This is a genomic window from Georgenia sp. Z1344, assembly GCF_049856295.1.
In the GTDB taxonomy this organism is placed as follows: Bacteria; Actinomycetota; Actinomycetes; order Actinomycetales; family Actinomycetaceae; genus JB111.
The window spans coordinates 173,292-193,873 of the sequence record NZ_JBNDMZ010000010.1; the positions used below are offsets into that span (position 1 = coordinate 173,292).

At 74.1% G+C, this 20,582-nt stretch carries 19 protein-coding genes; 12 read left to right on the forward strand and 7 right to left on the reverse strand.

Annotated features, from left to right (window positions below):
• The first annotated feature begins 156 nt into the window (after positions 1–156).
• A complete protein-coding gene (locus ACPYO6_RS12585; RefSeq protein ID WP_425715050.1) occupies positions 157–2,025 on the forward strand; it encodes an ABC transporter ATP-binding protein in 1,869 nt (622 codons plus the stop codon).
• Between the two features lie 67 nt (positions 2,026–2,092).
• Here the strand turns inward: ACPYO6_RS12585 and proC are convergent, their stop codons facing one another.
• Positions 2,093–2,911, reverse strand: a complete 819-nt coding sequence (gene proC / locus ACPYO6_RS12590) for a pyrroline-5-carboxylate reductase (protein WP_425714874.1) — start codon at positions 2,909–2,911, stop codon at positions 2,093–2,095.
• A 55-nt stretch (positions 2,912–2,966) separates the two neighbouring features.
• On the opposite strand from proC, the gene ACPYO6_RS12595 reads away from it, so the two are divergent.
• Positions 2,967–3,746, forward strand: coding sequence for an SDR family NAD(P)-dependent oxidoreductase (locus tag ACPYO6_RS12595; protein WP_425714873.1), 780 nt, complete (start codon positions 2,967–2,969; stop codon positions 3,744–3,746).
• A gap of 10 nt (positions 3,747–3,756) precedes the next feature.
• On the opposite strand, the gene ACPYO6_RS12600 is transcribed toward ACPYO6_RS12595, so the two are convergent.
• The 4 genes from ACPYO6_RS12600 to ACPYO6_RS12615 form a co-directional block, all read right to left on the reverse strand.
• Positions 3,757–4,632: a hypothetical protein gene (locus ACPYO6_RS12600; protein ID WP_425714872.1), complete on the reverse strand. Its 876-nt coding sequence runs from the start codon at positions 4,630–4,632 to the stop codon at positions 3,757–3,759.
• A 106-nt stretch (positions 4,633–4,738) separates the two neighbouring features.
• Positions 4,739–5,521 (reverse strand): hypothetical protein, encoded by a 783-nt coding sequence (locus ACPYO6_RS12605; RefSeq protein ID WP_425714871.1) that lies wholly within the window; start codon positions 5,519–5,521, stop codon positions 4,739–4,741.
• Positions 5,522–5,639: 118 nt separating this feature from the next.
• Positions 5,640–6,389: a hypothetical protein gene (locus ACPYO6_RS12610; RefSeq protein ID WP_425714870.1), complete on the reverse strand. Its 750-nt coding sequence runs from the start codon at positions 6,387–6,389 to the stop codon at positions 5,640–5,642.
• A 131-nt stretch (positions 6,390–6,520) separates the two neighbouring features.
• Positions 6,521–7,243, reverse strand: a complete 723-nt coding sequence (locus tag ACPYO6_RS12615) for a PepSY domain-containing protein (RefSeq protein ID WP_425714869.1) — start codon at positions 7,241–7,243, stop codon at positions 6,521–6,523.
• Positions 7,244–7,477: 234 nt separating this feature from the next.
• Between ACPYO6_RS12615 and ACPYO6_RS12620 the strand changes: the two genes are divergently transcribed.
• The 9 genes from ACPYO6_RS12620 (at position 7,478) to ACPYO6_RS12660 (ending at position 17,219) form a co-directional block, all read left to right on the forward strand.
• Positions 7,478–8,797, forward strand: a complete 1,320-nt coding sequence (locus ACPYO6_RS12620; protein WP_425714868.1) for an inositol-3-phosphate synthase — start codon at positions 7,478–7,480, stop codon at positions 8,795–8,797.
• Entirely contained in the window at positions 8,794–9,657 is an 864-nt protein-coding gene (locus ACPYO6_RS12625; RefSeq protein ID WP_425714867.1) for an SCO3242 family prenyltransferase, read from the forward strand. Before ACPYO6_RS12620 ends, ACPYO6_RS12625 begins: the two co-directional genes overlap by 4 nt.
• On the forward strand, positions 9,654–11,219 hold the full coding sequence (locus tag ACPYO6_RS12630; protein ID WP_425714866.1) for an EboA domain-containing protein: 1,566 nt from the start codon (positions 9,654–9,656) through the stop codon (positions 11,217–11,219). Before ACPYO6_RS12625 ends, ACPYO6_RS12630 begins: the two co-directional genes overlap by 4 nt.
• Before the next feature lies 1 nt (position 11,220).
• Positions 11,221–12,105 carry a TatD family hydrolase gene (locus tag ACPYO6_RS12635; RefSeq protein ID WP_425714864.1) on the forward strand — a complete coding sequence of 295 codons (885 nt, stop codon included), beginning with the start codon at positions 11,221–11,223 and terminating at the stop codon, positions 12,103–12,105.
• Entirely contained in the window at positions 12,105–13,403 is a 1,299-nt protein-coding gene (gene eboE / locus ACPYO6_RS12640) for a metabolite traffic protein EboE (protein WP_425714862.1), read from the forward strand. The genes ACPYO6_RS12635 and eboE overlap by 1 nt, the downstream gene beginning before the upstream one ends.
• Positions 13,400–14,803 (forward strand): nucleotide pyrophosphatase/phosphodiesterase family protein, encoded by a 1,404-nt coding sequence (locus ACPYO6_RS12645; protein WP_425714861.1) that lies wholly within the window; start codon positions 13,400–13,402, stop codon positions 14,801–14,803. Before eboE ends, ACPYO6_RS12645 begins: the two co-directional genes overlap by 4 nt.
• Positions 14,800–15,342 carry an isopentenyl-diphosphate Delta-isomerase gene (gene idi, locus ACPYO6_RS12650; RefSeq protein ID WP_425714860.1) on the forward strand — a complete coding sequence of 181 codons (543 nt, stop codon included), beginning with the start codon at positions 14,800–14,802 and terminating at the stop codon, positions 15,340–15,342. Before ACPYO6_RS12645 ends, idi begins: the two co-directional genes overlap by 4 nt.
• Positions 15,332–16,462, forward strand: coding sequence for a polyprenyl synthetase family protein (locus tag ACPYO6_RS12655; RefSeq protein ID WP_425714859.1), 1,131 nt, complete (start codon positions 15,332–15,334; stop codon positions 16,460–16,462). The genes idi and ACPYO6_RS12655 overlap by 11 nt, the downstream gene beginning before the upstream one ends.
• A 145-nt stretch (positions 16,463–16,607) precedes the next feature.
• Positions 16,608–17,219 carry a hypothetical protein gene (locus ACPYO6_RS12660; RefSeq protein WP_425714858.1) on the forward strand — a complete coding sequence of 204 codons (612 nt, stop codon included), beginning with the start codon at positions 16,608–16,610 and terminating at the stop codon, positions 17,217–17,219.
• Positions 17,220–17,356: 137 nt separating this feature from the next.
• Here the strand turns inward: ACPYO6_RS12660 and ACPYO6_RS12665 are convergent, their stop codons facing one another.
• Positions 17,357–18,772 carry an FtsX-like permease family protein gene (locus ACPYO6_RS12665; RefSeq protein WP_425714857.1) on the reverse strand — a complete coding sequence of 472 codons (1,416 nt, stop codon included), beginning with the start codon at positions 18,770–18,772 and terminating at the stop codon, positions 17,357–17,359.
• Positions 18,769–19,470 carry an ABC transporter ATP-binding protein gene (locus tag ACPYO6_RS12670; protein ID WP_425714856.1) on the reverse strand — a complete coding sequence of 234 codons (702 nt, stop codon included), beginning with the start codon at positions 19,468–19,470 and terminating at the stop codon, positions 18,769–18,771. The genes ACPYO6_RS12665 and ACPYO6_RS12670 overlap by 4 nt, the downstream gene beginning before the upstream one ends.
• Positions 19,471–19,600: 130 nt before the next feature.
• On the opposite strand from ACPYO6_RS12670, the gene ACPYO6_RS12675 reads away from it, so the two are divergent.
• Positions 19,601–20,473, forward strand: a complete 873-nt coding sequence (locus tag ACPYO6_RS12675) for a sensor histidine kinase (RefSeq protein ID WP_425714855.1) — start codon at positions 19,601–19,603, stop codon at positions 20,471–20,473.
• Positions 20,474–20,582: the final 109 nt, after the last annotated feature.

Consider the following 20,582-nt stretch of genomic DNA (forward strand, 5'->3'; position numbering starts at 1 on the left):
TGGCCGTCACCCCGCCGTCGAGCCCGACGTCTCCTACAGCACAGGAGGTGGTGCGCCATGGCAGCACCCCAGAACTTCTCCACCCATACGTCCACGTCCACCTCGACCGGCCGCCGCGGCGGCACCCGCGGATCCCGCGGCGCCGACGGCCCCGAGATGCCCGGTGGCCCGGGCGGCCCCGGCGGCCACGGTGCGCCCGGCGGCTCGACCGGGCTCGGTGGCCCCGGGGGCAGGGTCGCCCAGCTCGACCCCGCCGACAAGGCCCAGCTCGACGAGCACCCGGTCAGCCTGCGCCGCATCGGCGCCCTCTTCTCGCCCTACCGCGGCACGATCGCCACGGTCATGGTGCTCATCGTCGCGACCTCGCTCGTGGGCCTCGCGACCCCGTTCATCACCCGGAGCCTCATCGACGACGCGATCCCGCACCAGGACGTCCCCCTCCTGCTCTGGCTGGTGGGCGGGCTCCTGGCGGTCACGGTCGTCACCGCGATCCTCGGCGTCGTGCAGACCTGGATGTCCACCACGGTGGGTCAGCGAGTGATGCACGGGCTGCGCACGGACGTCTTCAGCCACCTGCAGCGGCAGTCGGTCGACTTCTTCACCCGCACGCGCGGCGGCGAGGTCCAGGCCCGGCTCACCCAGGACATCCAGGGCATGCAGTCCGTCGTCACCTCGACTGCCACATCGATGGCGACCAACGTGACGACCGCGATCGGCACCGCCGTCGCGATGGTCGCCCTGTCCTGGCAGCTCTCGCTCCTCTCGCTCGCGGTGCTCCCGCCCGCGATCTGGCTCACGCGCCGGGTCGCGATCCTGCGCCGCGAGATCACCACGCGTCGCCAGCGGGCGATGGCCGACCTGCAGAGCCAGGTCGACGAGTCGCTGTCCGTCAGCGGCATCACGCTCGGCAAGATCCTCGGCACCGGCCCGGCCGCGTCGGCGACCTTCGCGACCACGTCGCAGCAGCTCGCGGACCTCGAGGTGCGCTCGCAGCTCGCCGGCCGCTGGCGCATGGCGAGCCTGAGCGTCGTCTTCGCCGCGATCCCCGCGCTCATCTACCTCGTCGCGGGTCTCCCGGCCACGTCGGGCGGGATGACGATCGGGACGCTCGTCGCCTTCACGGCCCTGCAGTCCCAGCTGTTCCGCCCGCTCATGGGCGTGCTCAACGTCGGCGTCCAGGTCGTCACCTCGCTCGCGCTGTTCAGCCGCGTGTTCGAGTACCTCGACCTCGTCGTCGAGATCGACGACCCCGCCGAGCCGGTCGAGATCGACCCTGGCACGGTCGCGGGCCACGTCCGCCTCGAGGGCGTCGAGTACCGGTACCCCGGCTCCGAGACCCCGGCGCTCACGGGCATCGACCTCGACGTGCCCGCCGGGTCCTCCCTCGCCCTGGTCGGGCACACGGGCTCCGGCAAGTCGACCCTCGGCTCGCTCGTCGCGCGCCTCGCGGACCCGAGCGAGGGTCGCGTGACCATCGACGGCGTGGACCTGAGGGACATGGCGCTCGCCGACCTCGCCTCCGTGGTCGGCGTCGTCTCGCAGGAGACCTACCTCCTGCACACGACGATCCGCGAAAACCTGCGCTACGCGCGTCCGGACGCGACGGACGCCGAGATCGAGTCAGCCGCCCGCGCCGCCCAGGTGCACGACCTCATCGCCGGACTGCCCGACGGCTACGACACCGTGGTCGGCTCGCGCGGCCACCGGTTCTCCGGCGGCGAGAAGCAGCGCATCGCGATCGCCCGCACGATCCTGCGCGACCCCCGCGTCCTCGTCCTCGACGAGGCGACCTCCGCGCTCGACACGGGCACGGAGCGGGCCGTCCAGGAGGCGCTCGACACGCTCGCGCAGGGACGGACGACGATCACGATCGCCCACCGGCTCTCGACGATCGCCGACGCCGACCAGATCGCCGTGCTCGACCACGGGCGGGTCGTCGAGCGCGGCACGCACTCCGAGCTCGTCTCCGCCGGCGGCGCGTTCGCGGCGCTCGCGGGCGCCCAGCAGGAGCTGGTCGAGGCCTGAGGGAACCCGCACCTGCGCACCGGCACGAGGGGCAGCCTCCCGAGAGGCTGCCCCTCGGACCGTTGGGTCAGTCCCCGGACAGCTCGGCGTCGCGGGTCATCACCGCGTTCGCGCCGGACACGACGGCGGCGGGGAAACCGGCGGCGTCGAGCGCGACCATCCCGGCGACCGTCGTGCCGCCGGGCGAGCACACCCGGTCGACGAGGTCCTGCGGGCTCGTGCCCTCGGCGGCGAGCTCGCGCGCCAGCGTGCCGGCGCCCGCGGCGGCCTGGGCGGCGATCCGCACGGCCTGGGCCTTCGGCATCCCGGCCGCCACCGCCGCGCGGGCGAGGGAGTCGATCAGCTGGAACACGAACGCGGGCGAGGACCCGGCGATCGCGGTGAACGCGCCGAACAGGCGCTCCTCGAGCACCTCGGCGGTGCCGACGGCCTCGAACAGGTCGACGACGGCGGACACCTGCTCCTCGGTGGTCGCCTCGTTCCCGCAGACGGCCGCGGCGCCGACCCCGACCTGGGCCGCGACGTTCGGCATCACGCGCACCACCGGGTGGCCGTCCGGGACGGCGGCGGTGAGGGTGGACAGCTGGAGGCCGGCCGCGATCGAGACGACCGGAGCCCCCGTCTCGGCCAGTGCCTCGCGGACCTGGTCGAGCACACCGAGGACGACGTGCGGCTTGACCGAGACGACCACGAGCCCGCCGGGACCGACCTCGCGAACGAGGGCTGCGGCGTCGGGCACGGCCGTGCCGCCCACCCCGGAGGCGAGGCGTTCCGCCGCGGCGGGGACCACGTCGGTGACGACGATGTCCCGCTCGCCGCCCGAGGCGGCGACCCCGTGGGCGATGGCCGAGGCCATGGCCCCCGAGCCGATGAAACCGATCCGCATGTCCGTCTCTCCTTCGCTGGTCCCCGCGCGCTGCCGAGGGCTCCATGATGGACCCATGAGCACGCCGATCTCAGCGCCGACCACCCCCGACAGCCCGCGCGCCCTCGTCACCGGGGCCTCCTCCGGCATCGGCCGGGCCACGGCCGTCCACCTCGCACGCGCCGGCTACCGCGTGGTCGCCACCGCCCGCCGCGCCGACCGCCTCGCCGCCCTCGCCGAGGAGATCGGCTGCGACACGTTCGTCGCCGACCTCACCGTCCAGGCCGACGTCGACGCGCTCGCCGCCCACGTCATCGCCGGCGGCCCGCTCACCTCGCTCGTCAACAACGCCGGCGGGGCCGTCGGCGCCGACCGGGTCGAGGACGGCGACCCGGCGGACTGGGCGCGGATGTACGACCTCAACGTGCTCACCACCCTGCGGGTGACCCGGGCGCTGCTGCCGCACCTGCGCGCGGACGGCGGCGGGGACGTCCTCGTCGTCACCTCGACGGCCGCGACCGGCACCTACCCCGGCGGCGCCGGGTACACCGGCGCCAAGCACGCGGCCCGGATGATCGTCGACACGCTCCGGCTCGAGCTCATGGGCGAGCCGATCCGCGTCCTCGACATCCAGCCGGGGATGGTCGCCACTCCGGAGTTCTCCGTCAACCGTTACCGGGGCGACGCGGCGGCCGCCGCCAAGGTCTACGAGGGTGTGGCCGAGCCGCTCACCGCCGACGACGTCGCCGACGTCATCACGTTCGCCCTCACCCGGCCGGCGCACGTCAACCTCGACTCGATCGTCATCCGGCCGCGCGCGCAGGCGACCCACACGCTCGTGCACCGGGAGCTCTGAGCGGGTCCGATCACTGCGTCGGCGACAGGTCCGGCTCGATCGGGTTCGTCGCGAGGACCTCGCCGGTCGTGCCGTCCAGGAGCACGCGCCACAGGCCGCCGTCCTCGCGCAGGACGCCGACGGCGAGGATCGGCCGGTCGGCGATGACCTGCTCGATGCCCGAGATCTGGCCCGGGACCGTCTCGGTCGCGGTGGTCGCGGCATCCGTGGCGGTCAGGCCCCACTCGGCGAGGATCGCGTCGTCGCTCGGCTCGATCTCCGGGCCCCACGAGGGCTCGTGCGACTCCGACAGGTGAAGCACGCCGATCTCGAGCTGCCCGGCGGCGGGGTCGCCGACGGTGCGGACGTACCACGTCGGCGGCTCGCCGGCCTGCGGCGCGATCGTCAGGACGGCGACCTGGCCGGTCGCCTCGAGCGCGGATGCTTCGATGGAGGCGACGTCGTCGACCGAGAGGGGGCGGCTGCCCGCCTGCCCCAGCGCGAGGTCGATGGCCGACAGGACGCTGGGGTCGATGCCGAGCTCGGCCGCCGGGTCGCCGCCGGTGTCGTCCGGCTCCTCGGCGGACGGTGCACCATCCGCGGCGCCGTCGTCGGTGCCCCCGTCGTCGGCGGTGCCGTCGTCGCCGTCCTCGGCCCCGTCCGTGGCACCCGGGGCGTCCTCCTCCGTGCTGCCGGCCGCCCCTCCGTCCTCGGGTGCGTCCGCGGACGGCGACCCCTCGGGCTCGGCGGGCGCCGTCGGTGTCGACTCGGGGGCGTCGGGCTCGGCCGCGACCGGGTCGTCCTCGCCGCCGGAGCATGCGGCGACGCCGAGGGCGGAGGCGAGGACGAGCGCGGTCAATGTCCGGATCGGGCGGGTGATCACGTGGGTGCGCGTCGACGAGCTCATGCGACGACGGTAGAAAGAACGGTGTCGTGGGTCACCATCGTCGAACGGGTACTTCAGCCCGTGTGTTCGCAGGTCGGGACGGAGCGGCCCGGCCAGGGCGCCGAGGTCAGGCCGTCGGTGCGTCGGAGGTGTCGTCCGGCGCGTGCGGGGCCGGGACAGCGCCCTTGTCCTGCTCCCCGTCCACCGGCCCGTCGGGGTGCACCTGCCCCGGGTCGTGCTCGGGGGTGACGACGTTGAGGACCTCGCCGGTCACCGCGTCGATCCCCACGCGCACGACGCTGCCGTCGTCGGCGCGGATGCCGACGAGGACGACCGACGCGGGCTCCTCCGGCGGCATGACGACGAGCACCTCGCCCGGGTGGATCGCGAGTGCGGTCACGGCCGCCTCGGAGGCCTGGACCCGCCAGCCCTGGACGACGTCGAGGGCCTCGGTCCCACCGGCCTCCTCCTCGGTCAGCGGGTACGTCTCCGCGTCGGCAGGGTCGACCCGTCCGTCGACGATCGCGGTCAGGCCCATCTCGTCGTCGGACACGGTCCAGGCGTCGAAGGCATCGTGGGAGCCCGTGTCGTCAGGGTTGATGCCGAGGTGGGTGTCGTGCCCGGTGTGGTCGAGCACCTGCTCCTCGATCGCCCGGAGCTCGTCGGGCGTCAGGGAGGGGACGGTCTCCTCGGTCTCGAGGAGCAGCGCGTCGATCGTGTCGAGCGCGGTGGGGCCGAGGTCGAGGACGTCGTCGGTGTCGGGGTAGGACTGCGCCGGACCGTCGGGGCCCGTCGTCGGGCCGTCCGGCGGGACGGTACCGACGGGGTCCCCGCCGGCGCAGGCCCCGGCGAGCGCGGCGACGAGGAGGAGGGCGGGGGCGCTGCGGCGGAGGCGGGTCGTGGGGGACATGGCGTCAAGGTAGGCGCGCGAGCGGTGCCGCGGGGCGGTACGGACCGGGCACGGCTCCCCGGTCAGAGGTCCCCGGCGGGGTGTCCTGCGCGGGGTGGGCGGACCCGCTGCGCGTTCGTCAGGAGTCGTGCTGGTCGGTCGGGATGTCGGAGCCGTCGAGCGGCCCCTCGCTACCGCCCTCGGCCTGTGCGGTCCCGCCGAGCTCGACGGCGTTGAGGACGTCGCCCGACTCGCCGTCGACGGTGATCCGGACGAGCGCGCCGTCGTCCTGGCGGATGCCGATCGCCATGAGCGGGTCCACGATGTCGTTCGTCGTGCCGGTGCCGAGGACCTCCCCCGGCCGCACCTCGAGGGCGCTGGTCACGGCCTCCGAGATGCCGACCGTCCACCGCTGCGTCGCGCCCTGGAGGCCCTCCGACGCGTTCGACATCGGACCCGACTGCGAGCCGAGCGGCGCCTCGCCCGGCCCCTCGACGTGGGCGAAGGCGACCTCGTCCGCCCCGAACGTCGAGATCTCCCAGGCGAACGTGTCGACGTCGCTGACGGAGACGGTCGTCGGGTACATCGACATCACGACGTCGTGCCCGGTCTCCTCGAGCGCGCTCGCCTCGAGCTCGGCGACCTCCTCGGCCGTCAGGCTCGGCGCGTCCGCGGGGGCGCCTGCCGTGTCGCGGTCGATGTTGGTGAAGTCGGCGGGATCGAGGCCGGCGTCCGCGTCGGTGGTCGGCACGTCGGGGGCAGGGGCGGGGGCGGACCCCGTGTCCGGCTCCGTGGTCGGGATGGTCGGGTCACCGCCGCAGGCTGCAGCACCGAGGCTGAGGGTGAGGAGGGTGAGGCCGAGGGGCGCGGGTCGTGAGCGGCGGCGCATGCCACTCAGCGTATTGAGGACCGCACCGGTCGTGATCTGGCGCGGCGGGGGAGTCCTGTCCGGGTTCGGGCACGGCTCCCCGGGAAAGTGGTGCCCGGGGAGCCGTGCCCGTCGGTGTCGGGCGATCAGTGTCAGCCGACGCGGACCTCGCCGGTGGCGGCGTCGACGTACACGTCCACGTCGTCGTCCTCGTCGAAGTCGAACTCCCAGTAGACCGTGCCGTCCTCGGTGTCGAGCTCGATCTCCTCGACCATCGGGTCGTCGCTGATCGCGCCCTCCTCCGCGGCGGCCGTGATGGCGTCGATCATCGTCAGCTCGGCGGCCTCGAGCTCGGCGAGCGTGTCGTCGTCCACGTCGTCGGACTCCTGCTCGACGATCGAGTGGTCGGGGCGCAGCGAGACCTCGATGAGGGTCTGGCCGTCGACGACGTCGACCTCGAAGCCGTCGTCGTCGCGCTCGATCATGACGACGTCACCCTCGGGGGCGACCTCGAGGGCCGCGGTGATGGCGGCGGCCAGGTCGGCCACGCCCGGCAGGTCGGCGGCCGCGCCCGCGTCGTCGCCCTGGTCGTCGGCGTCGTCGTTCTGGTCGTCGGCGTCGTCCGCGTCGTCGGTCCCGGTCTCGCCCTGGTCGTCCGCGTCGTTGTCGCCCGAGCCCGCGCCTGCGGCATCGGACCCGGTCTCGCCGGCGTCGTCGTTCTGGTCGTCGGACCCGGCCCCGGTGTCGGAGTCGGAGGTCGCGCCCTGGTCGTCCGAGGTCGTCTCCTCCTCGGTCGATGAGGAGCACCCGGCGAGAACCAGGGCCAGGGCGACGGTCGTGGTGGAGATGGCGGTGGTGAGTCGGTTCGTCGTCATGGCTCCATGGTGCGGCCGTGACGTGAGAGGCGGGTGAAGGACCAGGTGAGAGCCCTCTTATCCGCCCCGCGCGACCTGCGCTGAGAACCTTCTTATCGACGTGAACATAAGTGCGCCGTCCTGGATTTGATTCGCCGATCGACTGACATAGGGTGCGAGGAACGGGATCAACGAGCGCTCCCGTACCTCCCCCCGGTGCAGACGCTCAGGTAGGTCGTCGAGAGGGTATTTCCCATGTCTGACAGGACGTCATCCACCACGCAGCCGGCGAAGGTCGGTGCCTGGTTCATCGGTGCGCGCGGATCGCTGGCCACCACCGCCACGGTGGGCCTGCGTGCCCTCGCCCGCGGCCTCGCCGAGCCCTACGGCGTCACCACCGCCGCGGCCGACCTCGGCGGCGCGCCGTTCCCCGACTTCGACGACATCGTCGTCGGCGGGCACGACGTCGAAGGGACACCCCTGGAGAAGAAGGCCGCCGAGATCGCCGCCGGTGGCGTCTTCCCCGCCGAGATCGTCTCGATGGTCGCCTCGGACCTTGCCCGCATCGACCCCGAGGTGCGGATCGCGCCGACGGACGGCCCCACGCAGCAGCACGACATCGACCAGATGGCCGCCGACATCGCGGCCTTCCGGACGAACAACGGGCTGCGCACGGTCGTCGTCGTCGACATCTCCTCGACCGAGGCGCTTCCCGACGACCACCCGGCGTTCCACTCCGAGGAGGCGCTGCGCGAGGCACTCGACACCCCGGGCGGCGCGGTCCTGCCGCCGAGCGCGATCGGCGCCGCCGCGGCGATCCAGGCGGGCGCGCCCTACGCCTGCTTCACGCCGTCGGCCGGCATGAGCCTCCCGGTCCTGCGCGCGCGGGCCGAGGCGGCCGGCGTCCCGTTCGCCGGACAGGACGGCAAGACCGGCGAGACGCTGCTGCGCACCGTCCTCGCGCCGATGTTCACGGGCCGCAACCTCAAGGTGCTGTCCTGGGCCGGGACGAACATCCTCGGCGGCGGCGACGGCGCCACCCTCGCGGACCCGCAGGCCGTGCGCTCCAAGCTCGCCTCGAAGACCCGCGGCCTCCATTCGCTCGTCGGCGAGGACGTGGCCACCCCGCTGCACATCGACAACGTGCCGGACATGGGCAACCTCAAGACGGCCTGGGACCACGTCCACGCCGTCGGGTTCCTCGGCAGCCGGATCACGCTGCAGACCACGTGGAGCGCGCACGACTCGGCGCTCGCGGCCCCGCTCGTCATCGACCTCGTCCGCTCGCTCGCCCTCGCCTCCGACGCCGGCCTGTCCGGCGTGGTCCCCGAGCTCGGCTGCTTCTTCAAGGACCCGTGGGGCAGCGACGTCCACGCGTTCGCCGAGCAGACCCGGCGGTACGCCGCATGGGTCGAGCAGACCTCGCTGTTCGCGGCGGGTCGGCCGGCGGGCGGCGACGCGGCCTCGACCGGCGACGCGCCCTCGACCGACGACGCGGCCGGATCACCGGCTGCCGGCTCCGCGAACGGCACGGGCGAGCCGGCCGACGACTCCCGCGTCAGCGCCGGGCGATGACCACCCCGGGGGACCTGGCCGAGCTCGTCCGGGCGCCCGCCGCGCTCACGGTGCTCGGCGACACCCTCGTCGGCGCGGCGTCGGCCCGCGGGAGCGTGGGCGCGCGGGGGGTCGCGCTCTCGGCGTCCTCGGCCTGCATCTACCTGGCCGGGATGGCGCTCAACGACTACGCCGACGCCGACCTCGACGCCGTCGAGCGGCCCGAGCGGCCCATCCCGTCCGGGCGCGTGAGCCGTGAGATGGCGCTGGGCGTGGGCGCGGGACTGACGGCCGCGGGGATCGGCCTGGCGTTCGGCGCCGGCCGCGCGCACGGTCGCGTCTCGCTCGCGCTCGCCGCCTCGGTCTGGGCCTACGACCTGCTCGCGAAGTCGACGCCCGCCGGTCCGCCGGTCATGGCGGTGTGCCGCGGGCTCGACGTCCTCATGGGGGCCGCCGGCCCGGGCTGGCGCCGCGCCCTGCTGCCGGCCGGTCTCCTCGCCGTCCACACAGGGGCCGTCACCACGGTCTCGATGGGCGAGGTGCACGGCACGAGCAGCGCGCTCGCGTCGGGTGCCGCGGCCGTCACGGTCGGCACGGCCGCGACGATCCCCTTCGGCGCGCGCGAGGGCGCCACCGCCGGGGCGATCGTCGGCGCCGCCGTCTACGCCGGCTCCGTCCTGCCCCCGCAGCTCGACGCCGCCCGCGAGCCCACAGCCGCCAATGCCCGCACGGCCACCCGGCAGGGGATCCGCGGGATGGTCCCGCTGCAGACGGCGCTCGTCGCACGCACGGGACACGCGGCCGGGACCGCCGTGCTCCTCGCCGTCCAGGGCGTGAGCCGCCTCATCGCCCGCGCACGCACCAAGGGAGACGTGACATGACCACCGACGCGTTCGTGCTCGGCTACGGGACCAACGGGTTCGCCGACCACCGCCTGTCCGACGCGCTCGACGTCATGGCGGAGGCCGGCTACGGCGCCGTCGCCCTGACGATCGGCCACCCCCACCTCGACCCGTTCGCCGACGACTGGCGGGCGGCCACCGAGGCGCTCGCCGCGGACCTCGAGCGCCGGGGCTTCCGCTCCGTCGTCGAGACCGGTACCCGCTACCTCCTCGACCCCCGCGTCAAGCACCGCCCGACCCTCGTGGACCGCGAGGCCGACAGGCGCGTGGCGTTCCTGCGCCGCGCGGCCGAGATCGCCGAGATCCTCGGCTCCGACTGCGTCTCGCTGTGGAGCGGGGTCCTGCCGGGCGACGTCGACGCGGCCGAGGGGTGGGACCTCATGGTGGGGCGGCTCGCCGACCTCGTCGGGTCCGCCGCCGAGCGCGGCGTCGTCCTGTCCGTCGAGCCGGAGCCGGGCATGCTCGTCGAGACCGTCGCGGACGCCCTGCGCCTGCGCGCCGACCTCGGGAACCCGCCCGAGGTCGGGATCACGGTCGACCTCGGGCACTGCGTCGCCGTCGCGCCCGAGGGCGTGGTCGGCGCCCTGCGCGCGGCCGGCGACCTGCTGCGCAACGTCCAGGTCGACGACATGCTCCCCGGCGTCCACGAGCACCTCGAGCTCGGCGACGGCGAGCTCGACCTCACGGCCGCGATCGCGACCCTGCGGGAGATCGGCTACGCGGGCGTCGCGGCGGTCGAGCTCCCGCGGCACTCCCACGACGCCCCGCGCCTCGCGCGCACGTCCGCCGACGCGTGGCGGGCCGCGGCGGCCGAGGCGGGTGGAGCGCCGGCGGCAGGGGCTGACCGCGCCGGCGGCGCGACCGACTGGTCCGGGAGCAGTGGTCCGTCCGGCGCGGGAATGCGATCCGATTCCGGGGCCGGCGACCCCCGCTCGGCGGCCGGGCAGCACCCGTGGACGACGGGCGCCGTCGCGGCGGTCACTGCCGACCCCGCGCGCGTGACCCGGTTCTTCGCCGAGGCCGGCCGCAAGGTGGGCCGCGCGCCGCTCGACGAGGCCGACACGGGCGGGTTCGCCGGCACCGCCGACGACGCCGCCCGCGCCGCGCTCGTCCGCGCACTGCGCGCCGCAGGCGCCGACGTCGGGCATCTTCGTGCCCTCTACGAGCACGGCGACGACGCCGAACGACGCGGCGTGATCCGCGGCCTCGGCGCCGTGACCGCGGCCGGCGAGCTGCCCGAGGACTGGCGCGCCACCGGCCTCGACCTCACCGCCGACGCCCTGCGGACGAACGACCCCCGACTCGTCGCCGCCGCGATGGGCCCGTTCGCCGCCGCCTGCCTCGACGACCACGCGTGGCGCCACGGCGTGCTCAAGCTCGTGTTCATGGGCGTCCCGCTCGCCGTCGTCACCGACCTCGACCGGCGCCGGGACGCCGAGCTCGCCGCGATGGCCTCCCGGTTCGCCGAGGAGCGCCGCGCCGCCGGCCGCACCGTCCCCGACGACCTGCACCTCATCGACGAGACCCGCCAGGAGGCGTGACATGCGCATCTTCGACCCCCACATCCACATGACGTCGCGGACCACCGACGACTACGAGGCGATGTACGCGGCCGGCGTGCGGGCGCTCGTCGAGCCGGCGTTCTGGCTCGGCCAGCCCCGCAGCAACGTCGGGTCCTTCGTCGACTACTTCGACTCGCTCATCGGCTGGGAGCGGTTCCGCGCCGCGCAGTTCGGGATCCGCCACCACTGCACGATCGCGCTCAACCCGAAGGAGGCCGGCGACCCGCGCCTGGCCGAGGTCATGGACGTCCTGCCGCGCTACCTCGGCAAGGACGGGGTCGTCGCCGTCGGGGAGACCGGGTACGACTCGATGACGCCCGAGGAGGACGACATCCTCGCCCGCCACCTCGCCCTCGCCATCGAGTTCGAGCTGCCCGCCCTCGTCCACACGCCCCACCGCGACAAGGCGCCCGGCACGCGCCGCACGCTCGACGCCGTGGCGGAGGCCGGGATCGGCGTCGAGCGGGTGCTCGTCGACCACCTCAACGAGACGTGCGTCGACATGGTGGCCGACTCCGGGGCGTGGATGGGCTTCTCCATCTACCCGGACACGAAGATGGACGAGGACCGCGTGGTGGCGATCATGCAGCGCATCGGCATCGAGCGCGTCATCGTCAACTCCGCCGCCGACTGGGGTCGCTCCGACCCGCTGAAGACCGTCAAGACCGGCCGCGCGATGCTCGCGGCCGGGTTCTCCGACGACGACGTCGACCGCGTGCTGTGGCGCAACCCCGTCGAGTTCTACGGACAGTCCGGGCGCCTCGAGCTCGAGCCGATCCCCGGGTTCGAGCCGGAGAAGCAGGGCCCCGACCTGTTCGAGGGCAACTCGGTGCTACGCGGCATGAAGTCGCGGCGGGAGGACTGATGGAGCTCTCCTACTGCACCAACGTCCACCCCGCCGAGGACCTCGACGGGATCATCGATCAGCTCCACCGCCACGCCGGTCCCGTGCGGCGCGAGGCCGGGCTCGACACCCTCGGGGTCGGACTCTGGCTGCCCGTCGGCGCGGCGGCCGAGCTCGCCGGGGACGCCGCGGCGCGCGACCGGCTGAGGGATGCGCTGGCGAGCGAGGGGCTCACCCTGCGCACCGTCAACGCGTTCCCGTACACGGGCTTCCACGACGACGTCGTCAAGCTCGCCGTCTACCGCCCCGACTGGACCACGCCCGAGCGGCTGCGGTACACGACGGACTGCGCGACGGTGCTCGCGGAGCTGCTGCCGGAGGGCGGGACGGGGAGCATCTCCACGCTGCCGCTCGGCTGGCGCACCGGCTGGGACGCGAGCGCCGATGCCGCGGCGGAGGAGAACCTGCGCGCCGTCGTCGGGCACCTGCGTGGCCTCGAGGCGCGGACCGGGCGGACGGTGCGACTCGCGATCGAGCCCGAACCGGGCTGCATCCTCGACAACGTGTCCGACGTCGTCGCCTGGCTCGGCGCCCGACCCTCGCTCGTCGAGGACGGGTACGTGGGCCTGTGCCTCGATACCTGCCACCTCGCGGTCTCGTTCGCGGACCCCGTCGGCGCGGTGGCCGCGGCGACGGCGGCGGGCGTGTGGGTGGTCAAGGTCCAGGCCTCCGTGGCGCTCGAGGTGCCGGACCCGGGCGCGCCAGGCGCGATGGCCGCGCTCGAGCCGTTCGCCGAGGCGCGCTACGTCCACCAGGTGCGGGCGCAGCCGGTGGGGGGTGCGGGCGCGGGCGCCGAGGACTTCGGCGACGTGCCCCAGGCCGCCGGCGTGTGGCCGGACGCGGGAGACGCGGCTGACGCCGAGCGGCCGCTCGCCGCCGACGACCTCGTCGACGTCCTGCGCGCCGATCCGCCGTGGCCCGTCGACCGCCCGTGGCGCGTCCATGTCCACGTCCCCCTGCACGCCCGGCCGGCCGAGCCCCTGCGCGCGACCACCGAGGTGCTCGCCGCCGCCGTCGCTGCCGTCCTCGACGCCCCGCACGGCGAGGCGGCGCACCTCGACGTCGAGACGTACACGTGGCACGTCCTCCCGGACCAGCTGCAGCCGACCTCGCTGGTCGAGGGCATCGCCGCCGAGCTCCGATGGGCGACCGAGCACCTCGGCGCCGCCGTCCACCCGACCGCCGTCCACCCGACCGCCGATGCGGCCGATCTCGCGGCCGCCGGCACCACCCGCACGAGAGAGGAGGTGGCCCGATGAACCGCGTCCTGCTCCTCGACGTCGTCGGACTCACCCCGAAAACCCTGGCCGCCATGCCCCGACTCCGTGCCCTCGGTGAGCAGGGCCGGGCCGTGGGGCTCGAGACGATCCTGCCCGCCGTCACGTGCTCCGTGCAGTCGACGATCCTCACCGGCCGCCTGCCGCGCGAGCACGGGATCGTCGGCAACGGCTGGTACTTCCGCGGCGTCGGCGACCCGCTCCTGTGGCGCCAGCACAACCGGCTCGTCGAGGCGGAGAAGGTGTGGGAGACCGCGCGGCGGACCGCCCCGGACCTCCACGTGGCGAACATGGGCTGGTGGTACGCCATGGGCGCGACCACGGACATCACCGTCACGCCGCGCCCGATCTACCACGCCGACGGTCGCAAGAGCCCCGACGCCTACGTGCGGCCGCCCGAGCTGCACGACCGGCTCGTCGGCGAGCTGGGGGAGTTCCCGCTGTTCCAGTACTGGGGGCCGACCGCGTCGATCGTCTCCTCGCGCTGGCTCATCGACGCCACGCGCGGGCAGCTGCGGGGGCGGTTCGGTCAGCCGGCGTCGGACCTGGTGATGACGTACCTGCCGCACCTCGACTACGACCTCCAGCGCTTCGGCCCCGATGCGCCCGAGGCCGATGCGGCCGCCGCCGAGCTCGACCGGGAGCTCGCCCCGCTGCTCGACGACGCGCTCGAGCTGGGGTACTCGGTCATCGTGCTGAGCGAGTACGGGATCGAGAACGCCGACCGGCCCGTCGACATCAACCGGGCGCTGCGCCGCGAGGGCCTCCTCGAGGTCTACGTCCAGCAGGGGCTCGAGCAGCTCGACCCGTGGACGTCGCGGGCGTTCGCCGTCGCGGACCACCAGGTGGCGCACGTGTACGTGCCGGACCCGGCGGACCTGCCGCGCGTCAAGGCGGTCGTGCAGGGGCTCGCGGGGGTGGACGAGGTGCTCGACCGGACCGAGCAGGCCCGCTACGGCATCGACCACGAGCGCGCGGGCGACCTCGTGGCGGTCGCCGAGCCCGGCTCCTGGTTCACGTACTACTTCTGGCTCGACGACGATCGCGCGCCCGAGTACGCGCGCGGCGTCGACATCCACCGCAAGCCCGGCTACGACCCGGCCGAGCTGTTCTTCAACCCGGCCGACCGGCTCGCCAAGGCCAAGGCCGGGCTCAACCTCGTGAAGAAGAAGGCCGGGCTGCGCTACGCCATGAGCACGGTGCCGCTCGACCCGAGACTCGTGGGCGGGACGCACGGGCGGATCCCGGACTCGAGGGCGGATGCGCCGATGCTGCTGACGTCGGACGCGTCGCTGCTCGGGGACGCGGTCGAGTCGGTCGCCGCGACGGACGTGCGGGACCTCGTGCTCACCGCCCTCGGCACGCCGGAGGGGGCGCGGTGACGGCCCCCGAGCTGGTCGTGCTGCTCGACGAGGACGGGACGCCCGTGGGCAGCGCGCCGAAGGCCGAGGTGCACTCGACGGAGACGCCGCTGCACCTGGCGTTCTCCTGCTACGTGCTCGACGCGCGGGGGCGGACGCTCATCACCCGGCGCGCGCTGAGCAAGCAGACGTGGCCGGGCGTGTGGACGAACGCGTGCTGCGGGCACCCGGCGCCGGGGGAGGCGGTCGAGGTCGCGATCGCCCGACGGATGCGCGAGGAGCTCGGGCTCGAGGTCACGGGGATCCGGCCGGTGCTGCCGGACTTCCGCTACCGGGCGGTCGCGGCGGACGGGATCGTCGAGAACGAGATCTGCCCCGTGTTCGTCGGTCAGGTGGCCGGGGACCCGGCGCCCGCGCCCGACGAGGTCGAGGAGTGGGCCTGGCTCGAGGTCGACGAGCTCGTGACCGCGATCGGGGCCGCGCCGATGGTGTTCAGCCCCTGGTCGGTCGAGCAGGTGGCGCAGATGCGCGAGCAGGGGGTGCTGCCCCGTGCCGGGTAGCGCGGCGGTGGACGGGACGACGACGCCCGCCCCACCGTCGCCCGCCCCGTCGTCGGACGTCTCTGCGCTCGCCGCCCAGGTCGACGCGTTCATGTCCGGCGCCGCCACGCTGACGGAGGACCTGTGGGACGAGGTGGTCGCGGGCCCGGCGTCGTCGGAGGCTCTCACCGAGCTTGTCGCGGCCGCGCGAGCGGCCGACGGCGGCAAGTACCTGCGGCCCCGGCTCGTGGCCGCGTCCTGCTACGCCGCCGGAGGCGCGGACCTCCCGCTGCTGCGCCGCGTCGCCGGCGCGCAGCAGCTCCTGCACGTCGCCCTGTGCGTGCACGACGACCTCATCGACGGCGACGAGGTGCGGCACGGGCGCGTCGGCGTCGTCCCCCGTGTCGAGAGTGCGGCTCAGGCGGCGGGGGAGACCGCGACCGACGCCCGACGTCGCGGGTCCGCCGCCGGTGTCCTCGCCGGCGACCTCGCGATCACCACGGCGCTCGGGGCGCTCGTGTCGGCGCCCGCCCCGGCGGACGTGCGGCTGCGGCTCGCGCAGACCGCGCTGTCGGCGCTCCAGCAGGCGATCGCGGGCGAGACCCTTGACGTGTGGTCCGAGACCGCGCCGCCCGAGACGGCCCGGCCGCTGTCCGTGGCGGCGCTGAAGACCGCCTCGTACAGCATCACGCTGCCGCTCACGCTCGGGGCGGTCGCCGCCGGCGTGACCGACGAGGCCGCGCTGGCCGCCCTGGGCGAGGTGGGGGAGCCGCTCGGCATCGCCTACCAGCTCCGCGACGACGACCTCGGCCTGTTCGGGGAGCCCACGACGACGGGGAAGTCCGTCGTCTCCGACCTGCGCGACGGCAAGCGCACCGAGCACGTCCGGGTCGCGGCGCTGCGGGCCACGCCGGAGCAGCGGCGCGACCTCGACCGGCTGCTCGGCGATCCCGACCTCGACGACGACGGGGCAGAGGTCTTGCGCACGATCATCGTCTCCACCGGCGCGCGGGCCGCCGTCCTCGAGCAGGTCGACGCCCTGCTCGGGCAGGCCCTGGAGGCCGCCGAGGCAGGGCTGCCGCCCGCGCTGTCCACCTACCTCGTGGGTCTGACGGCCTCCCTGCGCGATCGCGAGAGGTAACCTCGAGAACTTATGACTACGCGTTGGCAACGACACTCCTGTCGTTGAGATGATGAGGATTTCCGATAGCGACCGCGATGCCCTGGAGGCGAGCAGCGGGGAGACGCCCGAGTGGCGTCTCCTGGAGCTCACCCGGTCCGACTCGATGAACGTCGTCGTCTCCGTCCTCATGAACCCGAGTCTCAGCGAAGCCGTGCTCCGCAGTCTCGTTGAGGCGCGCCCGGACATGGCCGAGTCGATCGCGAGGAAGAAGAATGCGCCGCTGGAGGTGATCGAGGCACAGCCGGTGAACCGCATCGGTGCGGCGATCGTCAACTACATGTGGCGGATCGGGGCCGACGACGACCTGTGGCGTCGATTCGTTTCCGCCCAGCGCGCGCACCCGCCGACCGGTGGCCCCCCGCTCGGTGAGATCACTCGCGAGTATCGGATCCGGCATGAGCGCGACGAGGTCGCGCACCGCGCGGCCACCGCGAGGCATCGCGCCATGCAGGACGAGAATTGGCACATGAATCGTCTGCACAAGGAAGTGGTGGACCCGGCCACGCCCCTTGCCCGTCTCCTCGAGATCGCTCGGGACGACTCGATGTACTTCGCGTCCGCAGTGCTGGCCAGGGAGCCGCTGCCCGTCGAGGTCCTCGCGGTGCTGCGCGAGCTGCATCCTCACGTGGCCGACGAGGCCGAGCGGATCGCCGCCCGGTCCCGTCAGGACCCGCCCCTGGCCCCAGAACGGAAGTCGGTCGAACCCCGAGACTGAGGGTGCAGGTGCGCAGATCAGGTGTCGCTCATCTGTTCTGCAGACCCCACGCCGAGAGTGCGGTCGGGGAGGGCCCCGACCGCACTCTCGACGATCCCGAACCGCACACTCGGCGATCCGGTCAGGTGGGGGAGCGGTCAGTCGTTGCGGCGGCGCTGATCGCCGAGCACCGTCGACTGCAGCGGCCGGCAGGTCTCCGCGGCCAGCAGCGTGAGGACCAGCCCCAGCGCCACGGTCGCCGCCATGACGAGGATCCCGGTCGTGCTCGGCGTGGCGAACGCGAGGAACGGCACCGAGAGCAGCAGCCCCACGCCGATCGAGATGGCGAGCGTGACGACGAGCGGCACGAGCACCTGGTGCCGGCGCAGCGCCGCGAACATCGTCCGAGGCGTCCCCGCGCGGTCCATCGCCACCGACTCGTCAGCCCGGTCGACCACGGTGGAGGCCTGGTTGACGAGCGTCGACGTCGCGGCCACCACCAGTCCGACGGCCAGGGTGATGACCACGCCGGTGCGCATGTCGGTCGCCATGATGATGTCGCTCGGCTGCGACCCGAGGGTGTCGGCGTCCGAGGGCAGCAGCGCGGTGAACGTGGCGATCATGCCGAGCAGGGCCACGCTCGAGACGTTGCGCCAGGCGGCCCGCGGGTCGTCGACGATCCGGCGCGCCGCGAGCAGCTGCGGCACCGAGGAGGTGTGGGCGAGCGGGCGGGCCACGAGCTGGAGGACCCACGGGCCCACGAGGTTGAGCGCCCCGATGACCAGCAGCATCATGCCGACGAGGAACGCGTAGCCGATGAGTTCCGAGATCTGGATGAGGTCGGTGAACGACTGGGAGACCAGGCCGAACGCGAGCACGGCGGCGACCATGATGACGAGCCGCCACATCTTGAGCCGCGGCGGGACCTGCTGCGCGGCCACGCCGAGCGGGCTGATCCGCACGCGCTGCAGGCCGACCACGGTGGACAGCGCGGCGAGCGCGATGAGGACCACCACGGTGGCGAGCCCGAGCCAGATCGGCACGAGCATCTCCGTCGCGCCGATCGGGACGCCCTGGAAGGACACGGCCTGCCACAGCGGGAGGGAGAGCAGCCACAGGACGCCGCCGGCCAGCGTGCCGAGCGCGGCCTGGACGAGCGTCTCGAGCACGGACAGGGTGACGATCTCGCCGCCGGTCATGCCGACGAGGCGCAGCGAGGCGAGCCGGCGGGACCGGCCCCGCGCTCCGAGCCGGGAGGCCGCGGCCCCGAGACCGAGGACCGGCAGGACGAGGAGCGCACACGCGATGGCGGCGAGCACCACGTACATCTGCATCTGCCCGTCGACCATGGCGGCGGGGACGTCGGGGCTGTCGAACCCCATGGCGGTGACGACGGACTGCGGTGTCTCCCGGAAGCGGGTGATGAACATCCACGTGCCGCCGACCACGGTGAGGGTGAGGAACGAGCTGACGGCGAAGGTGATGACGGCGAGCACGTCTAGCGTCGCGCCGGCCCTCGCTCCGCGCATGCGGGCCAGGGCGAGCCTGGGGGCGAGGGAGAGGACCTGGTTCATCGCGCGGCCTCCATCTTCGTGTCGGCGTGGATCATGGCGTCGCGGAGCTCGACGAGCCGCTCGCACCAGCTGGCCACCTGCGTGTCGTGGGTGACGACGACGAGGGTCGCGCCGGTCATGCGTGTCGTCGTCGTCAGCACCTGCATGACCTCGTGGCCGGTGGCCTGGTCGAGCGCCCCCGTGGGCTCGTCGGCGAACACGACCGACGGGCCGTGGACCATCGCTCGCGCCACCGCCACGCGCTGCGCCTGCCCCCCGGACATCTCGCCCGGCCGGCGCCCGGCGGCGTGCCCGATGCCGAGGCGCTCGAGCCAGGACTCGGCCTCCTTGAGCGCGGGGCCGCGCGAGGTGCCGCCCAGCATGAGCGGCAGTGCCACGTTCTCCCGCGCCGAGAGCTCGGGGACGAGCTGGCCGTCCTGGAAGACGAAGCCGAGGCGCTCGCGCCGCAGCCGGGACCGGGCGGCGTCGCCGAGAGAGGAGACGGGGACGTCGCCGAGGCGGACCTCGCCGGAGTCCGGCACGCGGATGCCGGCGAGGCAGTGCAGGAGGGTGGTCTTGCCGGAGCCGGAGGGCCCCATGACGGCGAGGGACTGGCCGGCCGGGACGGCGAGACTGACGCCGGCCAGGGCGCGGACCTGCCCGTACGTGGTGGTGAGGTCGCTGGCGATGAGGGCTGCTGGGCCGTTGCTCTGTGTCATGCCTCCACCTCACTGCCTGCCGGACGGGTTTCCCATGGTGCCCGGTGCCGACCTGGGGTGGTGCTGGCACCACCGCCGTGCGGGCGCCGGCACTCCGGGCCGGTGGGCCGGGCCTCGGTACGGTAGCGGGGTGTCGTCCCTGAGCAGGCCCGAGCGCCGCGCGCGTCGCCTGTTCTGGCTGCAGGTCGGCGTCGGCCTCGTCGGTGGGATCGTCCTGTTCGGCACGGTCCTCGCCTCTCTCAGCGCCGGCCCGTGGTGGGCCTACGCGGCCGTCCTTGCGCTGGTCTGCCTCGGCGTCCTCGTCGGTGCGCTGCTCGCCCTCGAGCGCCGCAAGCCGTTCGCGGAGGACGTCCCGGACGTGCCGGAGTGGGCGCAGCGCGTTGCCGACCTGCGCACCTCGCGCCGGGAGATCGTCGCGGCCTTCGAGCTCGAGCGGCGCCGCATCGAGCGCGACCTCCACGACGGAGCCCAGCAGCACCTCGTCACCGCCGGCATGAAGCTGGGGGAGGCGGCGATGCTCGTCGAGCAGCAGGCCGGTACCTCTCCGGGTCACGACCACGCCCCCGACGACGACGCCGCCACGCCCGGTGCCGACCGCCTCGCGGAGGCGGCCCGGCTGCTGTCCGCCGCGCAGGACGACGCCGACCGGGCGCTCGCCGCCCTGCGCGAGACGGTCTCCGGCATCCACCCCACGGTGCTGTCCGACCGGGGGCTCGAGGCGGCCGTCCGCGAGCTCGCCGAGCGTGCCGTCGTCCCCGTCACCGTGCAGGTCCCGCACGCACTGCCCGCGCTGCCGGAGGGCGTCGCCGCGGTCGCCTACTTCGTCGTCAGCGAGGCGCTGACGAACGTGGTGAAGTACGCGCCGGACGCGTCGGTCACCGTGCTCCTCGTCGTCGACGACGCCCTGCACGTCTCGATCGTCGACGACGGACCCGGCGGGGCGGAGATCGTGCCCGGGCGCGGGTTGGCCGGCATGTCCGAGCGGCTAGGGCGTGTCTCCTAAGCGGTGGCCCGGGTGTGCGTGAGTCTGGGTGGATGAGTCGCAGAAGTGTGTTGTCCGACGCGCAGTGGGAGACGATCGAGTCGCTGTTGCCTGCTCAACGTCCCTGGTC

What these genes read in the sequence shown, in the direction of transcription:
- ACPYO6_RS12585 (WP_425715050.1), top strand. Translation starts at nt 157, where the DNA reads ATGCCCGGTGGCCCGGGCGGCCCCGGCGGCCACGGTGCGCCCGGCGGC.
- proC (WP_425714874.1), bottom strand. Translation starts at nt 2,911, where the DNA reads ATGCGGATCGGTTTCATCGGCTCGGGGGCCATGGCCTCGGCCATCGCC.
- ACPYO6_RS12595 (WP_425714873.1), top strand. Translation starts at nt 2,967, where the DNA reads ATGAGCACGCCGATCTCAGCGCCGACCACCCCCGACAGCCCGCGCGCC.
- ACPYO6_RS12600 (WP_425714872.1), bottom strand. Translation starts at nt 4,632, where the DNA reads ATGAGCTCGTCGACGCGCACCCACGTGATCACCCGCCCGATCCGGACA.
- ACPYO6_RS12605 (WP_425714871.1), bottom strand. Translation starts at nt 5,521, where the DNA reads ATGTCCCCCACGACCCGCCTCCGCCGCAGCGCCCCCGCCCTCCTCCTC.
- ACPYO6_RS12610 (WP_425714870.1), bottom strand. Translation starts at nt 6,389, where the DNA reads ATGCGCCGCCGCTCACGACCCGCGCCCCTCGGCCTCACCCTCCTCACC.
- ACPYO6_RS12615 (WP_425714869.1), bottom strand. Translation starts at nt 7,243, where the DNA reads ATGACGACGAACCGACTCACCACCGCCATCTCCACCACGACCGTCGCC.
- ACPYO6_RS12620 (WP_425714868.1), top strand. Translation starts at nt 7,478, where the DNA reads ATGTCTGACAGGACGTCATCCACCACGCAGCCGGCGAAGGTCGGTGCC.
- ACPYO6_RS12625 (WP_425714867.1), top strand. Translation starts at nt 8,794, where the DNA reads ATGACCACCCCGGGGGACCTGGCCGAGCTCGTCCGGGCGCCCGCCGCG.
- ACPYO6_RS12630 (WP_425714866.1), top strand. Translation starts at nt 9,654, where the DNA reads ATGACCACCGACGCGTTCGTGCTCGGCTACGGGACCAACGGGTTCGCC.
- ACPYO6_RS12635 (WP_425714864.1), top strand. Translation starts at nt 11,221, where the DNA reads ATGCGCATCTTCGACCCCCACATCCACATGACGTCGCGGACCACCGAC.
- eboE (WP_425714862.1), top strand. Translation starts at nt 12,105, where the DNA reads ATGGAGCTCTCCTACTGCACCAACGTCCACCCCGCCGAGGACCTCGAC.
- ACPYO6_RS12645 (WP_425714861.1), top strand. Translation starts at nt 13,400, where the DNA reads ATGAACCGCGTCCTGCTCCTCGACGTCGTCGGACTCACCCCGAAAACC.
- ACPYO6_RS12660 (WP_425714858.1), top strand. Translation starts at nt 16,608, where the DNA reads ATGAACGTCGTCGTCTCCGTCCTCATGAACCCGAGTCTCAGCGAAGCC.
- ACPYO6_RS12665 (WP_425714857.1), bottom strand. Translation starts at nt 18,772, where the DNA reads ATGAACCAGGTCCTCTCCCTCGCCCCCAGGCTCGCCCTGGCCCGCATG.
- ACPYO6_RS12670 (WP_425714856.1), bottom strand. Translation starts at nt 19,470, where the DNA reads ATGACACAGAGCAACGGCCCAGCAGCCCTCATCGCCAGCGACCTCACC.